The sequence below is a fragment of the Corynebacterium afermentans subsp. lipophilum genome (genome assembly GCF_030408375.1).
GTDB lineage: Bacteria > Actinomycetota > Actinomycetes > Mycobacteriales > Mycobacteriaceae > Corynebacterium > Corynebacterium lipophilum.
On record NZ_CP046530.1, the window covers coordinates 75,661 to 92,830 of the forward strand.

Annotated in this window: 16 protein-coding genes; 9 read left to right on the forward strand and 7 right to left on the reverse strand. The window is 65.6% G+C overall.

The genetic code is table 11. The features are described from left to right. Positions 1 to 9: 9 nt before the first annotated feature. Positions 10 to 1,167 carry an alpha-amylase family protein gene (locus CAFEL_RS00265; RefSeq protein WP_194559968.1) on the forward strand — a complete coding sequence of 386 codons (1,158 nt, stop codon included), beginning with the start codon at positions 10 to 12 and terminating at the stop codon, positions 1,165 to 1,167. Here CAFEL_RS00265 and CAFEL_RS00270 read toward each other — a convergent pair. Next, positions 1,146 to 1,721, reverse strand: coding sequence for a hypothetical protein (locus CAFEL_RS00270; RefSeq protein ID WP_194559969.1), 576 nt, complete (start codon positions 1,719 to 1,721; stop codon positions 1,146 to 1,148). The genes CAFEL_RS00265 and CAFEL_RS00270 overlap by 22 nt on opposite strands. A 191-nt stretch (positions 1,722 to 1,912) precedes the next feature. On the opposite strand from CAFEL_RS00270, the gene CAFEL_RS00275 reads away from it, so the two are divergent. Further along, positions 1,913 to 2,911 carry an endonuclease domain-containing protein gene (locus CAFEL_RS00275; RefSeq protein ID WP_194559970.1) on the forward strand — a complete coding sequence of 333 codons (999 nt, stop codon included), beginning with the start codon at positions 1,913 to 1,915 and terminating at the stop codon, positions 2,909 to 2,911. Positions 2,912 to 3,000: 89 nt separating this feature from the next. Here the strand turns inward: CAFEL_RS00275 and CAFEL_RS00280 are convergent, their stop codons facing one another. Continuing rightward, positions 3,001 to 4,311 (reverse strand): M20/M25/M40 family metallo-hydrolase, encoded by a 1,311-nt coding sequence (locus CAFEL_RS00280; protein ID WP_194559971.1) that lies wholly within the window; start codon positions 4,309 to 4,311, stop codon positions 3,001 to 3,003. A 41-nt stretch (positions 4,312 to 4,352) separates the two neighbouring features. Between CAFEL_RS00280 and CAFEL_RS00285 the strand changes: the two genes are divergently transcribed. Further along, entirely contained in the window at positions 4,353 to 4,940 is a 588-nt protein-coding gene (locus CAFEL_RS00285) for a TetR/AcrR family transcriptional regulator (RefSeq protein WP_194559972.1), read from the forward strand. A gap of 9 nt (positions 4,941 to 4,949) precedes the next feature. Further along, positions 4,950 to 6,308, forward strand: coding sequence for an AMP nucleosidase (gene amn, locus CAFEL_RS00290; RefSeq protein WP_194559973.1), 1,359 nt, complete (start codon positions 4,950 to 4,952; stop codon positions 6,306 to 6,308). A gap of 3 nt (positions 6,309 to 6,311) precedes the next feature. On the opposite strand, the gene CAFEL_RS00295 is transcribed toward amn, so the two are convergent. Continuing rightward, on the reverse strand, positions 6,312 to 7,541 hold the full coding sequence (locus CAFEL_RS00295) for a dicarboxylate/amino acid:cation symporter (protein WP_194559974.1): 1,230 nt from the start codon (positions 7,539 to 7,541) through the stop codon (positions 6,312 to 6,314). 136 nt (positions 7,542 to 7,677) lie between these two features. Here CAFEL_RS00295 and CAFEL_RS00300 point away from each other — a divergent pair, with 136 nt between their 5' ends. From CAFEL_RS00300 to CAFEL_RS00310, 3 genes are read left to right on the forward strand one after another with little or no spacing between them, the layout of a single operon-like run. Then, on the forward strand, positions 7,678 to 8,610 hold the full coding sequence (locus CAFEL_RS00300; RefSeq protein ID WP_194559975.1) for a Sir2 family NAD-dependent protein deacetylase: 933 nt from the start codon (positions 7,678 to 7,680) through the stop codon (positions 8,608 to 8,610). Continuing rightward, entirely contained in the window at positions 8,607 to 9,680 is a 1,074-nt protein-coding gene (locus tag CAFEL_RS00305) for a glycosyltransferase 87 family protein (RefSeq protein WP_194559976.1), read from the forward strand. The genes CAFEL_RS00300 and CAFEL_RS00305 overlap by 4 nt, the downstream gene beginning before the upstream one ends. Then, a complete protein-coding gene (locus tag CAFEL_RS00310) occupies positions 9,607 to 10,497 on the forward strand; it encodes a CAP domain-containing protein (RefSeq protein WP_194559977.1) in 891 nt (296 codons plus the stop codon). The genes CAFEL_RS00305 and CAFEL_RS00310 overlap by 74 nt, the downstream gene beginning before the upstream one ends. On the opposite strand, the gene CAFEL_RS00315 is transcribed toward CAFEL_RS00310, so the two are convergent. Both CAFEL_RS00315 and CAFEL_RS00320 read right to left on the reverse strand, forming a co-directional pair. Beyond that, positions 10,432 to 11,217 (reverse strand): serine hydrolase, encoded by a 786-nt coding sequence (locus CAFEL_RS00315; protein WP_194559978.1) that lies wholly within the window; start codon positions 11,215 to 11,217, stop codon positions 10,432 to 10,434. The genes CAFEL_RS00310 and CAFEL_RS00315 overlap by 66 nt on opposite strands. Beyond that, a complete protein-coding gene (locus CAFEL_RS00320) occupies positions 11,218 to 12,273 on the reverse strand; it encodes an ROK family transcriptional regulator (protein ID WP_194559979.1) in 1,056 nt (351 codons plus the stop codon). It lies immediately after the preceding gene. 66 nt (positions 12,274 to 12,339) lie between these two features. On the opposite strand from CAFEL_RS00320, the gene CAFEL_RS00325 reads away from it, so the two are divergent. Further along, on the forward strand, positions 12,340 to 13,983 hold the full coding sequence (locus CAFEL_RS00325) for a DUF885 domain-containing protein (RefSeq protein WP_194559980.1): 1,644 nt from the start codon (positions 12,340 to 12,342) through the stop codon (positions 13,981 to 13,983). Here the strand turns inward: CAFEL_RS00325 and CAFEL_RS00330 are convergent. Beyond that, positions 13,958 to 14,947 (reverse strand): AbrB family transcriptional regulator, encoded by a 990-nt coding sequence (locus CAFEL_RS00330; RefSeq protein WP_194559981.1) that lies wholly within the window; start codon positions 14,945 to 14,947, stop codon positions 13,958 to 13,960. The two genes, CAFEL_RS00325 and CAFEL_RS00330, sit on opposite strands and share 26 nt — an antisense overlap. Positions 14,948 to 14,965: 18 nt before the next feature. Here CAFEL_RS00330 and CAFEL_RS00335 point away from each other — a divergent pair, with 18 nt between their 5' ends. Beyond that, positions 14,966 to 15,715, forward strand: coding sequence for a TSUP family transporter (locus CAFEL_RS00335; protein WP_194559982.1), 750 nt, complete (start codon positions 14,966 to 14,968; stop codon positions 15,713 to 15,715). Here the strand turns inward: CAFEL_RS00335 and CAFEL_RS00340 are convergent. After that, complete coding sequence (locus CAFEL_RS00340) at positions 15,698 to 17,149, reverse strand: amino acid permease (protein ID WP_194559983.1); 1,452 nt, start codon at positions 17,147 to 17,149, stop codon at positions 15,698 to 15,700. The genes CAFEL_RS00335 and CAFEL_RS00340 overlap by 18 nt on opposite strands. Positions 17,150 to 17,170: the final 21 nt, after the last annotated feature.

Genomic DNA, 17,170 nt, shown 5'->3' on the forward strand with positions numbered 1-17,170 from the left:
CTCGAACCCATGCTGGACCGCACAATCTGGTGGCACGTTTACCCGCTGGCCGCCCTCGGCGCACCGATCCGCGAGGAGCACGACACCGCCCCCCGCCTCCGCGCCCTCGATCCGTGGCTGGACTACCTGGTGGAACTCGGCTGCAACGGCCTTTTGCTCGGCCCCATCTTCGCCTCCGCCACCCACGGCTACGACACCCTGGACCACTTTCGCATCGACCCCCGCCTCGGCGATGAGGAGGACTTCGCCTGGCTTATCGACGAATGCCGTGCCCGCGGCATCCACATCATGTTGGACGGAGTGTTCAACCACGTTGCCCGCACGCACCCGTGGGTTGAGCAGGGCCTGGCCGGCGACACGGATTGGGAGGGCCACGGTGAGCTGGCCACCCTGCACCATTCGGATCCCGCTGTCCGCGACGCGGTGGTGGAGATCATGCTGCACTGGCTGCGCCGAGGCATCGCAGGCTGGCGCCTCGACGTCGCGTACGCCGTGCCCGCCGACTTTTGGGCCGACGTGCTCGCGCGCGTGCGTAAAGAGTTCCCCGACGCGATGTTTTTGGGGGAGGTCATCCACGGGGACTACTCGTCGATAGGCAAGGCCGGCTCCCTGGACGCCGTGACCCAGTACGAGCTGTGGAAGGCGACCTGGTCCTCGCTGGTGGACGCGAACTTCTGGGAGCTCGCCCACGCACTCGAGCGGCATCCGACTGACGTCTTGCCCAACACGTTTGTGGGCAACCACGACGTGGACCGCATCGCCTCCACCGTTGGCGAGGAGAAGGTAGTGCTGGCCGCGGCGGTGCTGATGACGGTGCCCGGCATGCCGTCCATTTACTACGGCGACGAGCAAGGCTTTACCGGCGTGCGCGGTGAAAGCTGGTCCGCCGACGACGCAGTGCGCCCCGCCCTGCCCGCATCACCCGCGGAGCTGTCGCCTTTAGGTAGCTGGCTGTTCACCGAGTACCAGCGGCTGATCGGAGTGCGCCGCCGCAACGCGTGGCTCACCCGCGCGTCGGTGGAGGTGCTGGACAAGACCAACGAGACCATCTCGTTTACGTGCAGCGACGGCGAGCACTCCCTGCAGACGGACCTCTGGCTCACGCCCACCCCCGGCGTGCGGGTGCACTCAGGCGGTGACGAGCTCTACAGCTGGATGTTGAAGTAAGCCAGGATCTGCGCCAGCGCCTGCTGAATCATCTTGATGATGTCCGGCAGCTGCAGCGTAGTGATATTCGCCACCGGCACGTCGAAGGTGGGCGCACCCGCCGGCGCGAGGTTGATCCGCTCCGGGATCTGCGGGCTGACGTTCAGGTTCTGGGGGTTCTGTGCCTGCTTCGGCTGCTGCTGGTTGCTCTGGGTGTTCTGCTTCGGCTGGGCCTGTTGCTGGTTGCTCTGGGTGTTCTGCTTCGGCTGATTCTGTGCAGGCTTCGCACCGCCCTGCGTGCCCTTGAGGCCGCAGCGGTTCGCGGCTTCGTCGACACGCGAGAGTGCGTCCAGGATCTGCGGGCCGCGGCGGTCGAACGCGGCGATCGCGCGCGCCTGGCGGACTTTCTGCTGGTAGTCGGCGTCGTTGGTCCAGTAGCGGGAGGCCTGGTCGCAGGAGATTGGGCCGGACGGCATCTTGGCCAGGGCGTCGTCGATGGCGTCGGCGCCGCCGGTCGGGGCAAGCGCGACGGTGCCGGCGAGGGTGGCGGTCATTGCAAGGGTGCGGATCTTCATGCAGGCCAGTATGTCACGGATGGGGCAAATGTGGCAGAAGTGACGGCCCCTGGAGACAGACCCTGTCCGCTAAACCCTGGGATCGCGACAAAATCGGCCGATCCCAGGCTTTGGATCCCAGGGTCTGTGCAAGGGGCGCCGACCCGACGGGTGAGGTACGCTGCCAGGCGGGGACAAACAAGGGGGAAATCATGGACAGTGCTCGCCGGAGCGAACTTATCGGCCAGCTTGTGGACATGCGCCGCATCCCAGCGCACGACACCGACACCCGCACGAAGTTGATAGACGGCGGCCTGCACCGCCTGACCAAGTCGCTCTACTTTGACCGCGAAGCATGGGACGATCTGAAGCGTCATGAGCAGGACTATCTGCGGTGTTACGCGGCGTCGTCGCAAAGCATAAAGGCGGTGTTGGTGGGCAAATCGGCAGCGCGCCTGTGTGGCGTATGGACGATTCAGCGCAAGAACGAGCCAGTGACACTCGCCGACCCGGATGGGCGGCCGACCTCGCGAAAAGGTACATGGACCGGGTACGAATACCGCTACATGACGGTGCCTGAAAGCGACATCGTGCGAGAGGGCACGCAACGGTTCACCAACGCGGTGCGCACCGCCATCGATATCGCGCGCGAGCACGGCGTCGAAGAGGGCATCGTCGCCATAGATAGCGTCCTGTCCGGGCACGACGAGCGCACCGCGCAGGCGATTGTCGACGAATTCAGCCGAACCATCGCGCGCATGGCCGGAACCCGGGGCATCGCCAAAGCACGCGAAGCCCTCGCCCGCGCCAACAGGCTCTCTGAGTCTCCGTACGAGTCGATGCTTCGCACAATCTTTGAACGCTATGGCGTTCCGTTCCACCAGCAGGCGCAAATCGGCCGGTACAGGGTCGATTTTCTCGTCGGGGAAAACGTGGTGGTCGAGGTGGACGGGGACGAGAAGTTCGAGACAGACCCGGTTGAAGCGGGGCGGCGTCAGCGCATCCGGGAAGACTGGCTGCGCGAGCAGGGCTACGAGGTGCTGCGGGTGTATCCCAGCCAGATCCGGCGCAACGAGCTGACGGTGATTCAGCGCTTGCGGGAATGTTGGGGCCGCGCCCAGCAACGCGTGCCGGTGTCCGAGCCGGCGTGGCAGTGGTACCCGCAGGGGCCGGGTAGGCAGGTTCACCTCCCGGCCGGGTTTGCGGCCTAGCCAAACCCTGTCCGCCAAACCCTGGGATCGCGCAAAATTCGGACGAACCCAGGGTCAAGATCCCAGGGTTTGCGCAGGAGGGGGAAGCCCTAAGCCCCGACGAAGCGGCGGATCAGGGAACGGTACGCCCGCACGGTCAGGTCCACATCCTCCACGGAGACGGATTCATCGTGGCTGTGCAGCTGGCCCAGCACGGAGCCCAGCGTCTCCTCGCGGGCGTGCAGGGCGAACCCGTATCCGACGCCTTCGTTACGACGGGCAAAGCGCAGGTCCGACCCACCGGCCGCGATCGTGGGCACGACTGGCACGCCGGGGAAGAATTCGTCGAAGGTCTGGCAGATGGCGTCGTAAAGTGGCCCGGAGGTGGGGGAGACGGTCCCGTCTTCCGTGATGAGGTGGGTGATCTCCACCTCATCGGCGAGCTCGCCCAACGCAGAACGCAACAGCGAGTCGATCTCTTCCTGCGTCTGTCCGGGCAGGGGGCGGATGTCCAGCTCCAGCCACGCCTCGGACGGCAGGACGTTGATGCCGTTGCCCGCGCGCAGCACGGTCGGGGAGATGGTCAGGTGGCTCATGGCGTGGGAGTAGCTCTCCAGCTGGCCGAACGCCTCGTAGCCCTCTCCACGCATCAGGGCCGCCTCGGTCGCGGGGTCGAACTTCCAGGCGCGGACGTAGCCTTCCCAGATCTCGTCGGCACGCACCTCCGGTTCGATGGCGGCGACGCGCCGGGCCACCTCGGCGATCTTCGCCACCGCGAGATCTCGGCCATAGGGCGCAGAGCCGTGGCCGGCGTCGCCGTGGACGGTCAAGCGCCGCTGGCCGGCGCCCTTCTCGCCGACGACGACTGCCAGCGCGTCGGAGCCGTCCGCAGCGGGAATGTGCGAGCCGCCCTCCTCGGACAGGCAGTTCTTCCAGGAGAACTTTCCGTGTTCGGCCAGCCACTTCGCGCCGAGCCCGCCGCGGGCCTCCTCGTCGGCGCAGCCCACGAAGGTCAGGGTGCCGCGCGGCCTCTCCCCGCGGGCCACGTCGCGCACACACGCCGCCATCGCCGCGGTGATGTAGAGCATGTCGGTAGCACCCCGGCCGTACACGCGCCCGTCAATGATCTCGCCGCCGAACGGGTCGGTGGTCCACTTGTCCTCGTCTACGGGCACGACGTCGGTGTGGCCGAGGAGCGTCAGCGGCTCGGCGTCGGGGTCTGTGCCCTCCACAGTGAAACTGATGGACACTCGTCCAGGGTGCGGCTCGTAGCGTTCCACACTTACGTCGGTCCCCGCGAAGAAGGCCTCCAACGTGTCGGCGTTTCTTTCCTCCTGCCCAGAATCTGCCGAGAAATAGTTGACGCATCCATTCCGGATCAGGTCTTGCAAGAGTGCCAGGGTGTCATCGGTTAGGCTCATATCACAAAAGCCTAACGTCCAAAGTTTTTGGAGAGCCAAGGATGAACTACGACCTGCCCGGCCGCCGGTCTGACAGCACCGACCCGCGCGCCCTTCGTACCCGCAAGGCACTTGTCGACGCAGTGCTTCGCCTCCTCAACGACCACGAGGTGGCCGACCTCAATGTGTCCCAAATCGTGAAAGAGGCTGGGGTGAGCCGCCAGGTGTTCTACCAGCACTTCGCCGACCGTGACGCGCTCATCCTCGCCGCTGCCGCGGACTGGGTACTGGACGCTTACGAGCGCTTCGCGGAGCGTTTCGAGATCGACCAGAACTTCGAGGCATCAGTCGTCGAACTTGCCAGCGTCGTCGACGGAAAGAACGAAGCCGCTGTACGCCTGATCGATTCCCCGGTGCACACCGTGCTGGACAACGAGGTGCAGCGCGTCATGCAGGACACGATGCGCGAACAGCTGCTGCCGCGCGCGAAGCAGTGGGGGGATGCGGACGCCGAGCTCGTCGCCGACATGTCCCGCGTCTACGTCGCCGGCATCCAGCGCCTCATTGAGCAGTGCGTCCGCGAAGGCTGCACCGCGGAGGAGATCGGGCGCCGCGCCGAAGCCGTGCGCCGTGTGCTCATTCGTGAGTAGCCTGGCTGCATGTGTGAGGTACCGGAGGTCGTCGCAAAGCTGAAAGCCCTCTACGAGCAGTCGTGCGAAATCGCGCGCTCGGGGGAGTTCGACCGCTACGGGGAGGTGCGGTACCCCAAACTCACGGTGGAGGTGGAGCAGTGGCGGCCGATCGACCGCTCCGAGCCCTTCGGCTACGTCGACGAGGCCGGCACCTACTCCGCCGTCATCTCGCGCCCGGACCTCATGGAGCCGTACCTGACGGCCCAGCTTGAGGCGCTGACCTCCAACTATCCATGTTCGGTGGAGGTCGGGTACTCCGATGTGGCGATCCCGCCCGCCTACATCAAGGGCATGCCGCCTATCGACGAAACCGCGAACCTGCCGCGCCCCACCCTGGATGAGGTGCACGACGCGATTGTCGACGGCCACTGGGACGCCTTCACCGGCGACGAAAAACCGCTGTTCCACTTCGGGCCGCAACGCTTCGACCTCGCGCTGGCAAGGTTAGAGCACTACACCGGCATCGAAGCCGACTCGCTGCAGCGCTTCATCCTGTTCACGAACTACGCCATGCACGTGACCGAGTTTGTGAAGTTCGGGCTGCGCGAGCTGTCTGATCCTGACTCGCGCTACACGCGCCTGGTGCTGCCGAGCGGGGAGACCGTGTCCGACACCGTGGCGCTGGAGGACCTGGAGCTGGAGTCGAAGTTCCAGATGCCGCGCTACGACCTGGTCACCGAAAACGGCGACGGCATCACCATGATCAACATCGGCGTCGGGCCGTCCAACGCGAAGACCATCACTGACTCGCTGGCGGTGCTGCGCCCAGAGGCCTGGATCATGATCGGCCACTGCGCCGGCCTGGACGCGCGCATGCGCATCGGCGACTTGATCCTGGGCAACGCCTATGAGCGCCACGACCACGTGCTCGACGACTACCTGCGCCGCGAGCTGCCCATCCCCGCCGTGCCGGAAATCCAGCGCACGCTGGAAAAGGCGGTGTCCAAGGTCTACGGGTCGGACGCGTCGCTGATGCGCACCGGCACCGTGTTGAGCACCGGCGACCGGAACTGGGAGTGGAAGGACCCGCGCGACCTGTGGGAGTGGCTGCGCGGCTCCACCGCGGCGGCCGTGGACATGGAATCGTGCACCATCGCCGCCAACGGCTACCGCTACCGCGTTCCTTACGGCACCCTGCTGGCGGTGTCCGACCTGCCGTTGCACGCGGTGCCGAAGCTGCCCGCCGGCGCCCAGGCGTTCTACTCCAACTCGAAGGAAGCCCACGTCATGTGCGCCGTCCGGGCCGTGGAGAAGCTCGCGCGGCACCCAGAAAGATTGCGCACGCGCAAACTGCGCCGCGCGATCGGCGAGGTGCCGTTTAGGTAGGGCCTACCAGCGGGATTCGTCGAGGATCTTCTCGCGCTTCGCCACCACCGTCGCCACGACGGACTGACCGGTGACGTTGACGGCGGTGCGGCCCATGTCCACGATCGGGTCCACCGCAAGCAGCAGGCCCACGCCGGCGAGCGGCAGGCCCAGGGTGGACAGGGTCAGGGTGAGCATGACGGTCGCGCCGGTGGTGCCGGCGGTGGCCGCGGACCCCAGCACGGACACGATCACGATGAGCACGTAGTCCGAGATGGACAGGTCGATGCCGTAGAACTGCGCCACGAACAGGGCGGCGATGGCGGGGTAGATGGAGGCGCAGCCGTCCATTTTGGTGGTTGCGCCGAGCGGGATGGCAAAGGAGGCGTACTCGCTGGGCACGCCCATAGCTTCCTCGGTGGTGCGCTGGGTTACCGGCATCACGCCCATGGACGAGCGGGTGGCGAAGCCCAGCGTGGTCACGGGCCACACGCGGCGGAAGAACTCCAGCACCGGGATGCGGTGCGCGGCCAAAACAACGGGGTAGAGCACGAAGATCACCAGCGCCAGGCCGATGTAGATGGCCAGCACGAACTTGCCCAGCGAGCCGAGCGCGTCCCAGCCGTAGGACGCCACCGCGTTGCCGATTAGGGCGGCGGTGCCGATCGGGGCGAGGCGGATGATCCACCACAGCACCTCCTGGACCACCTTGAGCAGGGATCCGGAAAATTCGATGAACGGCTCGGCGGCCTTGCCCACGCGCACCGCGGCGATGCCGAGCAGCAGCGAGACCACCAGGATCTGCAGGACGTTGAACTTCACGGACTCGCCGGACACACCTAGGCCGAGGATGTTGGAGGGCACCACGGAGTTCAAAAAGCCCATCCACGAGCCTGTCGACGTCGGCTCCGCAGCCGTGCCCGCATCCACCGAGGTGTTCGCGCCGGGCTTGATCACCAGGCCGACGAGGATGCCAATGACCACGGAGAAGAACGCGGTGATGGCGAACCACACCAGGGTCTGCACGGCCAGGCGCGCGGCGTTGGTGACCTGGCGCAGGTTGGCAATGGAGGTGACCACCGCGGTGAACACCAGCGGCGGGATCAGCAGTTTCAGTAGCTGGACGTAGGTGGATCCGACCCAGTCCAGGGTGTCGGCCAGCGGCTGGACGTCCACGGCGATGAAGCCGAGGATGAGGCCGATGATCAGGCCGTAGATAACTTGTGCGCCGAAGCTAGTTGCCCACTTAGGCACGAGCGGCTCCTTCTAGACAGATGTGTTCACTTATGTAATAAAGACGTGGATAAACTACTCCTTCAGCCCGAAAACACAAACCGGACAACTAGACAACACGGTCTGTTACGGGCCCAAGGGATAGACTCCCCAGACGATGGAACCCCACTTCGACGACCCAGCTATCGCCATGGCGCACCGCTCCGCCGTGCGCTCGATCGAGCGGGTCGTCACCGAAACCACCGCGCCCACCCCGAACGCCAAAGCCAAGATCCTCGATCAATTAGGCAACCCAAAAACCCTGGTCATCACCGGCGCGGGCATCTCCACCGATTCGGGGATTCCCGATTACCGCAGCAAAAACGGGCGCCTGACCAAGTCCCGCCCGATGACGTTCCAGGAGTTCGCGCACTCGCCGAGGCAGGTGCACCGCTACTGGGCCCGCGCGTTCGTGGGCATGCGCTACATGCGCCAGGCCCGCCCCAACCGCGCGCACTTCGCGCTGGTTGAGCTGGAGAAGGCGGGGTTGATCCGCGGCATCATCACCCAAAACGTCGACGGGCTGCATACTCAGGCCGGCTCCGGCAACGTCATCGCGCTGCACGGGGACATGGAGCACGTCGTCTGCCTCGACTGCAAAACGCTGCACGAGCGTTCGCTTATCGACGCCCTGCTCACCGCCGCCAACCCCACCTACTTCGACTCCGTGGAAGTCGAGGGCTCCATGCTGAACCCGGACGGCGATGTGGAGCTCAAGCGTTCCGACGTTGAGCGTTTCCGCATGATCGCCTGCCCGACCTGCGGCAGCCACAGGCTCAAACCGCATGTTGTGTACTTCGGCGAGGGGGTGCCGAAAAAGCGCAGACTAGCTGCGGATGCTTGGTTAGAGGAATCCACAGGCGTGATCGCGATCGGCACCTCGCTGGCGGTGATGAGCGGCTACAAGTTCATCCTCGACGCGAAAAAGCAGGGCAAACCCACCGCCGTGATCAATGGTGGGCCGGGCCGCGCCGACGCGAAAGTGGACACGCTGTGGAGGGTCAACATCGCTGACGCGCTCGACGACATCCTGGACGGGCTCGACCTGTGATCGGCCTTCTCTTCCTGCTGGCGTTTTCAATCTGGCGCTACATCGACTCGGGCCTGCCCAACGCGTTCACCACCGAGTTCCCCAGCGACCTCAAGGTCTATCTCCTGGGCGGCGAGAAGGTCGCCGAACACCTGCCGCTCTACGACGCCGACCTGCTTCCCGGCCTGCCGTTTACCTACCCGCCGTTCGCGGGCGTGGTGTTTTCGTGGCTGACGGAAAGCACCGCGCTTGGTATCGCGTGGAAAGCATTATCCGTGCTGGTGGTTCTGCTCGTGGTGCGCGCGTCCACAAGCAAACATGCCCTCTTGCTTACCGCGGTGTTCGTGCTGTGTCTCTCCCCGGTGCAGGGCACCCTGTTTTTCGGCCAGGTCAACCTGCTGCTCATGGGGTTGGTGTGCCTGGATTTCCTCCCCCGTTACAGGCTTCCCGGCATCGGCGTCGGGCTCGCCGCGGGGTTGAAGCTCACGCCGGCGTTTTTCATCCTCCTGCTCATTCAACAGCGCCGGTGGGGTGCGGTGTTCATTGCCGCCTTCACGTTCCTGTGCACCGTGGCCACCGGATTTTCCGAGGTCGCAGACGCGAAGACCTTCTGGACCGACGCCATCTTCCGCACCACCCGCATCGGCGCCGACGACAATCCGGGAGCGCAGTCCATCCGCCAGGTCCTCGCCCGCGCCGGCTACGACGAGTTGTGGCTCTGGCTTGTCCTTAGCGCGCTGGTCACAGCCCTCGGGCTTTTTGCTTCTCGACGAGCTCCCGCCCCCCTCGCCGTCTCCTTCATCGGTATGACGGCCTGCCTGGTCAGCCCGTTTTCCTGGTACCACCACTGGGTGTGGATCCTGCCGATGCTGGCATACGTTTACAACCGCTGGGGCGCGATCGTGCTCGCGCTGTTTATGGTGCCGTTTGCGTCGGTGAACGTGCTCCACGCCTCGCAGCTGCTGTTCACCCTGGTCCCAGTCGGCTTTATGCTCTGGTACACGCTACTCTCAGATTATGCGCACCCGTTTATTCGCCGCGACAACCGCGGCCGCCACCGCCCTGACGCTCGCCCCGTTCGCCGCCGCTGACCCGGCGCCTGTCACCGGAGTGGAGCTGAACCAGCCCGCCGACCAGGTCATCGCCGTGGAGGCGAAGTTCAACCTCACCTCCGACCAACAAATCGCCATGCGCGAGCTGCGTAAGCTGCGCGCCGACATGTGGGACCGCAACGTGCCGTTCAACGGCACCACCCTGCGCCAGGCCGCCGCCCAGCACGGCCTGACCACCCGCGACGCGTACGTCAACGCCGCCAACTACGACGCCGGTCTGTCCCGCATCGCCCTGCAGCGCGGCGCCGAGGCTGCGAAGTTCTTCCGCCACCAGCGCCCGTACAACTCCACCTGCACGAACAACTGCGGCGACATCAAAACCGCCACGTACAAGGGCAAGGCCGCGCCGGGGGAGAACCTGCACTCCACCGCCAGCATGGACAAAGCGATGCAGGGCTGGGGCTACGACGAGGTAGGCGACCTCATCCGCGCGAACGGCCACTTCAACAACGGCAACGGTCACCTGCACAACCTGTTGGACCCGCGCATGCGCTACTACGGCTTTGCCAGCGTGGTCACCGCTGAGGGCGAGGCCAGCGTGACCTCCACTTGCGGCGTCGGCGCCGGCAACGAGGGCATCGAGGGCGCGCGGAACACCGTCCTGCACCGCCCGGCCAACGGCAGGGAAAAGCCCAGCACCACCCCGAAGAAGCTCATCTTCGGCGGTTCCGGTTCATCCTCGTCGCCCAGGGAGATCCTCAGCATCATCGCCACTGTGCTGACGGTGCTGTCAGTGCTGCAGACCCTGTACAGGTTCGTCGAGCCGCAGCTTCAAAACTTCCGCCACCTTGTCTAGTGCGGCCGTAGTGTCGTCGTAGCTGCCGTCTTCGCTGCGCGCGCCGATGGCTACCCCGTAGCCGTCGAACCAGCCGAACTGGCGGGTGTGCCAGGAGCCGTCGGTCTCGTCGTCGGACCAGCCGCCCTTGAACGGCACGGTCTCTAGCGTGCCTAGGCCGTAGGACTGGTCTTCGGCGATGTGGTGCATCTCCATGATCACTGGGTCGTCCTCGTCCTGCTGGCTGAGGTAGAACGCGTAGCGCGCCTGTCCGGGAAACGACCAGCTGGTGGTGCCGAAGGCGCCTTCCACCTGCACCTTGGAGCCGGACTTGGCAATCTCGTCGCGGACCTTCTCCCCGGCTTCTTTGTCGCTGCCCATGCAGTCCCACAGGGCGCGGGCGGAGTCGTTGTCGGACCACTCGATGGAGGCTTCGGTGAGTTCCTCGACGTACTCCTCGCCGTAGTCGCAGTGCTCCACCGCGGCGCGGGCGATGGGGATCTTGATGGTGGACCAGGCCGGTAGTGCGTAGAGGGATCCTGTTTGCGTCATCTCGGAGCCGTCGAAAAGCGCGACGCCCACCTCAGTGCCCGTCTCCTTCTCAATTGCGGCCACCTCTTTGTCCAGCCCCTCCAAGGGGTCGGGCGCGGGTTGGGTGGTCACCTCGGTGTGCAACGGCTCGGCCTCCTGGGCGGCACAACCGGCCAGGAGCAGCACGCAAGCCCAAACGGCGCGCTTCATCTACGCCCCCGCCACCTTCAGCGGCTCGCGCAGCACGTAGTCCAGCGCCACGGCGCGGGCGATGTCGCGCACGACCTCGCGGTGGGTGGGGATCAGGCGCAGCTCCGGGCTGCAGTTCGCCTCCGAGCGCACGGTGCGGGCGAACGGGGCGGAGGCCAGCGGGTCGTCGATAAACGCGCTGCCCGCCACCACCACCGTCGCGGGGGAGTAGTTACTGCACAGTCCCGCCACCAGCGAACCTAGGCCCCGCGCGCGGCGGTCCAGCGCGTAGCGGGTGTCCTCGCGCGAGTCGGTCACCGCGTCTTTGAGCGTGTGAATATCCTCCACGCCGATGGCGTCGATCAGGCCCCGGGTGGTCAGCTCGCCCTGCTCCACCTCGATCGGCTCCACGCCGTCCGGGTGGGAGATGGCGCAGGCGATGGAGTCGTCGGCGAACAGCGCCATCACCGACGGGATGTTCAGCGAGGCGGTGGACTGCATCTCCGAGCCGACAATCGCGCTGGAGATGGAGGAAACCTCCACCGGCACCGAGAACTGCTCGCGAAGCTGGTCACCGATGTCCACGCCGTCCCAGCCCAGGTTGGGCGCGAAGACCTTGCCGCCTTCACGCACCGTGCCGGAAGTGGTCACGCCCACGGTGCGGATGGGCCGCTCCAGCTTGGTGGTCATCTGGTTCAGCTCCGCCATCATGGACTGTATGAAGTCGTCCTCGCTGACGTTTTTCACCGTGATGTCCATGTCGCGGCACAGCAGCGTGCGGCCCTTCAGGTCGAACAGGGCCACGTAGGTGGATTCGGTGCCCACCGACACGCCCGCGTGCACGCCGGGGGTGTCCGCCAGCTCCAGCGGGATGGTGGGGCGGCCGCGCCCCTTGGACTGGGTCAGGTCGTTGCGCTCGGTGACGTAACCTGCGTCCACCAGCGCGGAGATCGCGCGTGTGACGGTTGGCTGGGACAGGCCGGTTGCTTTCACAAGATCGCTTCTCGACGTCGTCTCGTGCAGCCGGATAAGGTGCAGACACTTAGCTGCGGGCGTTCGCGGGCGTGAGAAGGGCATATGAATATATTTACCTGGACCCTGACGTAATTGTCCATTTGGCCAGCTCCGATACAATCGCTCGGCATGACCAACGAAAGCTGGCGCGAGCCGTCCTTATTGGACGCCACTTGTGAGGACTTCGTCTACGACCTCGCCGAGATCAGCCCCACCCTTGCCACCCAGATCGGCATCGACGGCCACGACGGGGAGCTGCAGGATTTTTCCCCGGACTACTGGGGGCGCCTGGCCGACAGGATGCGCGACCTTGTCGCGGACGTGGACGCGCTCAACGACTCCACGGACGCCTCCGACGACGAGGACGACTTCGACGACGTGGACAACCTCACCGCCGCGATCCTGCGCGACCGAATGAGCGCGGAGCTGGAGTTCCACCACCGCGGCGAGCTTCTGTGCCGGCTGAACAACATCGACTCGCCGGTGCAGACCATCCGCGACTCTTTCGCGCTGATGCCGAAGGTGACGGAGGAGGACTTCGACAACATCGCCTCACGCATGTCGCGGATTCCGAGTGCGTTGGCGGGCTACCGCGAGTCTCTGAGCGAAGCGGCGTCGACAGGCGATGTTGCTTCCCACCGCCAGATCGACGCAGTGATCAACCAGTGCGAGCTTCTGGGCGACACCGAATCCCAGCTGGACCACCTGGGCCTGTCGCCCGATTCGCACGTGGTGGGACACGCCAAGGAGGCCTTCCTGGAGATGGCGGACTGGCTGTCCACAGAGCTGTCGCCGCAGGCATCCCACAACGACGGCGTTGGCCGCGAGCGATACCAGCTGTTCGCCGAGTTTTTCCACGGCCGCGAGGTGGACTTGGACACCAGCTACGACTGGGCGCAGGAAGAACTGGCGAAGACCGTGGAGGAGCAGCGCGCCATCGCGCACGAGCTCTACGGCGACGTCTCCGTGGCAGGCGCCTACCGCAAACTGAACCAGGACGAGCGCTACATCCTCCGCGGCACGGACGCGCTGATTGAGTGGATGTCCGAGCTCAACGACAAGGCCGCCGGCGCCTTCCACGTGCCCGAGGGCCTGCACACGGTGGAGTGCGGCATTGACCGCGCCGGATCCGGCGGCATCTTCTACACCCCGCCCAGCGACGACATGATCCGCCCCGGCACTATGTGGTGGTCCGTGCCGGAAGGCCAAGAGACGTTCCACACCTGGCAGGAGATGTCCACCGTCTTCCACGAGGGCGTGCCGGGCCACCACCTGCAGCACGGCTACGCCTTGCTCAACCGCAGCGAACTGAATTTGTGGCGCCGTTCCGTGTGCTGGAACTCCGCCCACGGCGAGGGCTGGGCACTCTACGCCGAGCACCTCATGGAGGACCACGGTTTCTTCGAGGACCCCGGCTACCGCATGGGCCTGCTCGACTCCAGGCGCCTCCGCCTCGCCCGCGTGATGGTGGACATCGGCGTCCACCTGGGCAAGTGCACCCCGGAGGGCACCGGCACCTGGGACGCCCAATACGCGAAGGCCTTCCTGCGCGACAACACCGCGATGCCGGAGGCGAACCTGGCCTTCGAGCTGGACCGCTACATGGGCTGGCCGGGCCAGGCGCCTTCGTACGCGCTGGGCTACAAGGACTGGGTGGACCTGCGCCGCCAGGCAATGGCCCAGGGGATGACTGAGCACGAGTTCCACGTCAAGGCGCTGAAGCTCGGCTCCATGCCCATGGACATGCTCACGAACGAGGTGCTCCACCACTAAGGATCTTGGGCAGCCACCCGGCGAACAGGATCACCATGATCAGCCGGATCACCTGCAGCGCCACCACGGCCGGGCTGGTGGCCAGCACCAGCACCGTCTCCAGCGCGCCGGGGCTGGTGGCCAGGTAGCCCTCGTAGAAACTCAGGCCCAGCCACTTGGACATGAGCCACCCCATGCCGGCGCACGCGAGCATCAGCCCGGCGATGTAGGCCAGCGTGGCGGGCAGCAGGCGGGAGAACCGGCGCAGCGCGGGCACGGACAGCCCGCCGCCGCACATCCAGCCGATGGCCAAAAAGCCCACGATGGAAAGCAGCTGCGGCGGCACGATGGTCACGTCTATGAGCGCGCCCACCAGCACCGTCAGCGCCATCGGGCCGAAGACTGAGGGGTTGGGAAACCGCAGCAGTTTGCCCGCGAACAACCCGCAGACGATCAGCGCCGGGACCAGCAGCCACATCCACCAGTAGGGCTCGAGTTCGGTCTGGGTGGCGGGAGAAAACTGCGAGGCGACCAGCGGCAGCGACACGGACACGATGAGCAGGCGCAGGTACTGGCTGAGGCTGACGTAGCGGATGTCCGCGCCCACGTCGCGCGCGATCGCCGGCATCAGCGACGCCCCGCCGGGCAGAAGTGAAAGCACGCCCGTTTCCCGTGAAACGCCGTGGTTGGCCAAAATCAAACCGCCGGCGAACCCCATGGCAATCACCACCGCGCCCGCAACCACGCCCGGCAGCAGGTAGGGCAGCGGGTTCATCCCCACCAGCGGCAGCGCCGCAAACACGCCGACGGTGCCGCGGGCGAAGGTGAACAGGTGCTCGTTGACGGGCAGGTCGTCCTGCGTCACCAGCGCCACCGATCCGGCCCCCAGAATCCCGGCGAGGATCCACGCTGCTGGGACCCCCAAAAACCCAAACAGCAGCCCGAGCGCCACCGACAACGGAGCAGCCACAAGCCAACGGTTCATGTGGGGCATAGTAGTCCCGTGATCGTTTTCCTCCTCGCCGCGTCTGCGTTCGCCGGTTGGATCGACGCCGTGATCGGCGGCGGCGGTCTCGTGCTCATCCCGGTGCTGATGTCGGCCACGTCCATGCCGGCGGCGTCTGTGCTGGCCACGAACAAGGTCGCGGCGATCTCGGGCACCGCGTCCGCCGCCGCCACCCTCGTGCGTCGCGTCGGGGTCCCCAGGGTGACCTGGATCTACGCGTTTATCGCGGGTGCAATGGCCGCGCTCGGAGCCAGGGCGGTTTCGCTTATCGACGACTCCGTGGCCACCCCAATCATCCTCATCCTTCTTATCGGAGTGGGTGTCTTTGTGGCACTGAACCCGAAGTTCGGGCAGGAGGGTGCCGGCATCTTCTCCGGCAAACGCCTCGGACTCGCCGCGCTCGCTGTGGCGCTGATCGGCGGCTACGACGGCGTGTTCGGCCCCGGCACCGGCATGTTCCTCATCATGGCGTTTACTGCCGTGTTCACCCAGGGTTTTGTGCGTTCGGCGGCGATGGCGAAGGTGGTCAACACCGCAACGAACCTGGGCGCGCTGTTGGTGTTCGGGCTCGGCGGCTTCATCAACTGGAAGCTCGCCCTCGCCCTTGCCGCGGCCAACGTGGCGGGCGCGCAGCTGGGGGCGCGCACGGTGCTCAAGGGCGGATCGACGCTGGTGCGCGTGGCGCTCCTTGGGCTCGTCGTCACGCTGTGTGCGAAGTTGGGCTGGGACCTACTCCAGCACCAGTGACCCGTTGACCAGGCCAATCACCGCGATCACGGCCGCAACCAGCACTATCGCCACAACGACGCGCTCGAAGGGGTTGAAGAGCTTGTCGCCGTGCTTGCGGCGCGTCCAGATATACGGGGCCAGGCCCGGCACCACGGCGAGGGCGCCGAGCAGCACGTACACCGGGTCCGCGGCGTAGATCAGCCAGAGTGAGTACACCGAGCCGATCAGGCCCACGAAAAGGTGCCTGCGGTTGTCGCGGCGGGACACCTCCGGCCCGGAGTCGTCGAAACGCGTGCCGGCGTGCGGGTGGGTCAGCCCCTTGCCTCTGATAGTCAGAAGCACCAGGTAGATGGAGGAGAAGATGTAGGGCAGCAGGTACATGATGGTGGCCAGCTGCACCATGGCGTTGTAGGACGCCGAGGAGAGGAAGAACACCACCACGAAGAACTGGATCGCCAGCGTGGACAGCAGCTGCGCGCGCACTGGAGAACCGTTGGAATTGTGGCTGCCCATGGAGCGGGGCAAAAGGCCGTCGAGAGCCATGAGCACGATCGGTTCGGCGCACAGCATCTGCCACGACACATACGCGCCCAGCACAGACAGGCACAGACCGATGGAGATCAAGGCACCGCCCCACGGGCCCACCACCTGCTCGAGCACCGCACCCATGGAATTGTCCGGCAGCGCCGCCAGCTCTTCCTGGCTGAGCACGCCGTAGGAAAGGGTGGACACCGCCACCAGGAGGCCCAAAACGGACAGGAAGCCGATGATGGTGGCCTTGCCCACGTCGCTACGCACGCGCGCCTGCTTCGAGTACACCGAGGCGCCTTCGATGCCGATGAAGACCCAGACGGTGTAGAGCATGATGCCCTTGAGCTGGTCCGTGAAGGGGATGTGCGAACCCCAGAAATCCATGGTGAAGCGGTCCCAGGAGAAGCCGAGGAACGCCACCAGCACAATGAAGGCGAGGATGGGCAGCAGCTTTGCCACCGTCGTCACCGCATTCATCACCGCCGCCTGCCGCAAGCCGCGTGTCAGGCCGTAGAAGATCAGCCAGCTCAACGCACTCACTGAAAGGGCCAACACCCAGCGGTTGGAGAAGGCCGGGAAGTAGTAACCGAGTGTGTTAAAGAACAGTGTGGCATAACCCACCTGGGCCATCACGGAGCCGAGCCAGTAGCCCATGCCGGAGGTAAACCCGATGAAATCGCCCAGCCCCGCCCGCACGTAGGAGTAGACGCCGGAGTCCAGGTGCGGCTTCCTCACCGCGAGGATTTGGAAGACGAAGGCGATGGAAAGCATTCCCACGCCCGCAATAGCCCAGCCGGTGAGCATGGCGCCCGGGCTGGCTACTGAACCGATGTTTTGGGGCAGCGCGAAAATGCCGGACCCGATGGTGGATCCGATAATGAGTGAGACCAAGGTCCACACGGAAACAGTGCGCTTTGACATGGCGAGTAAGACTACATCAGG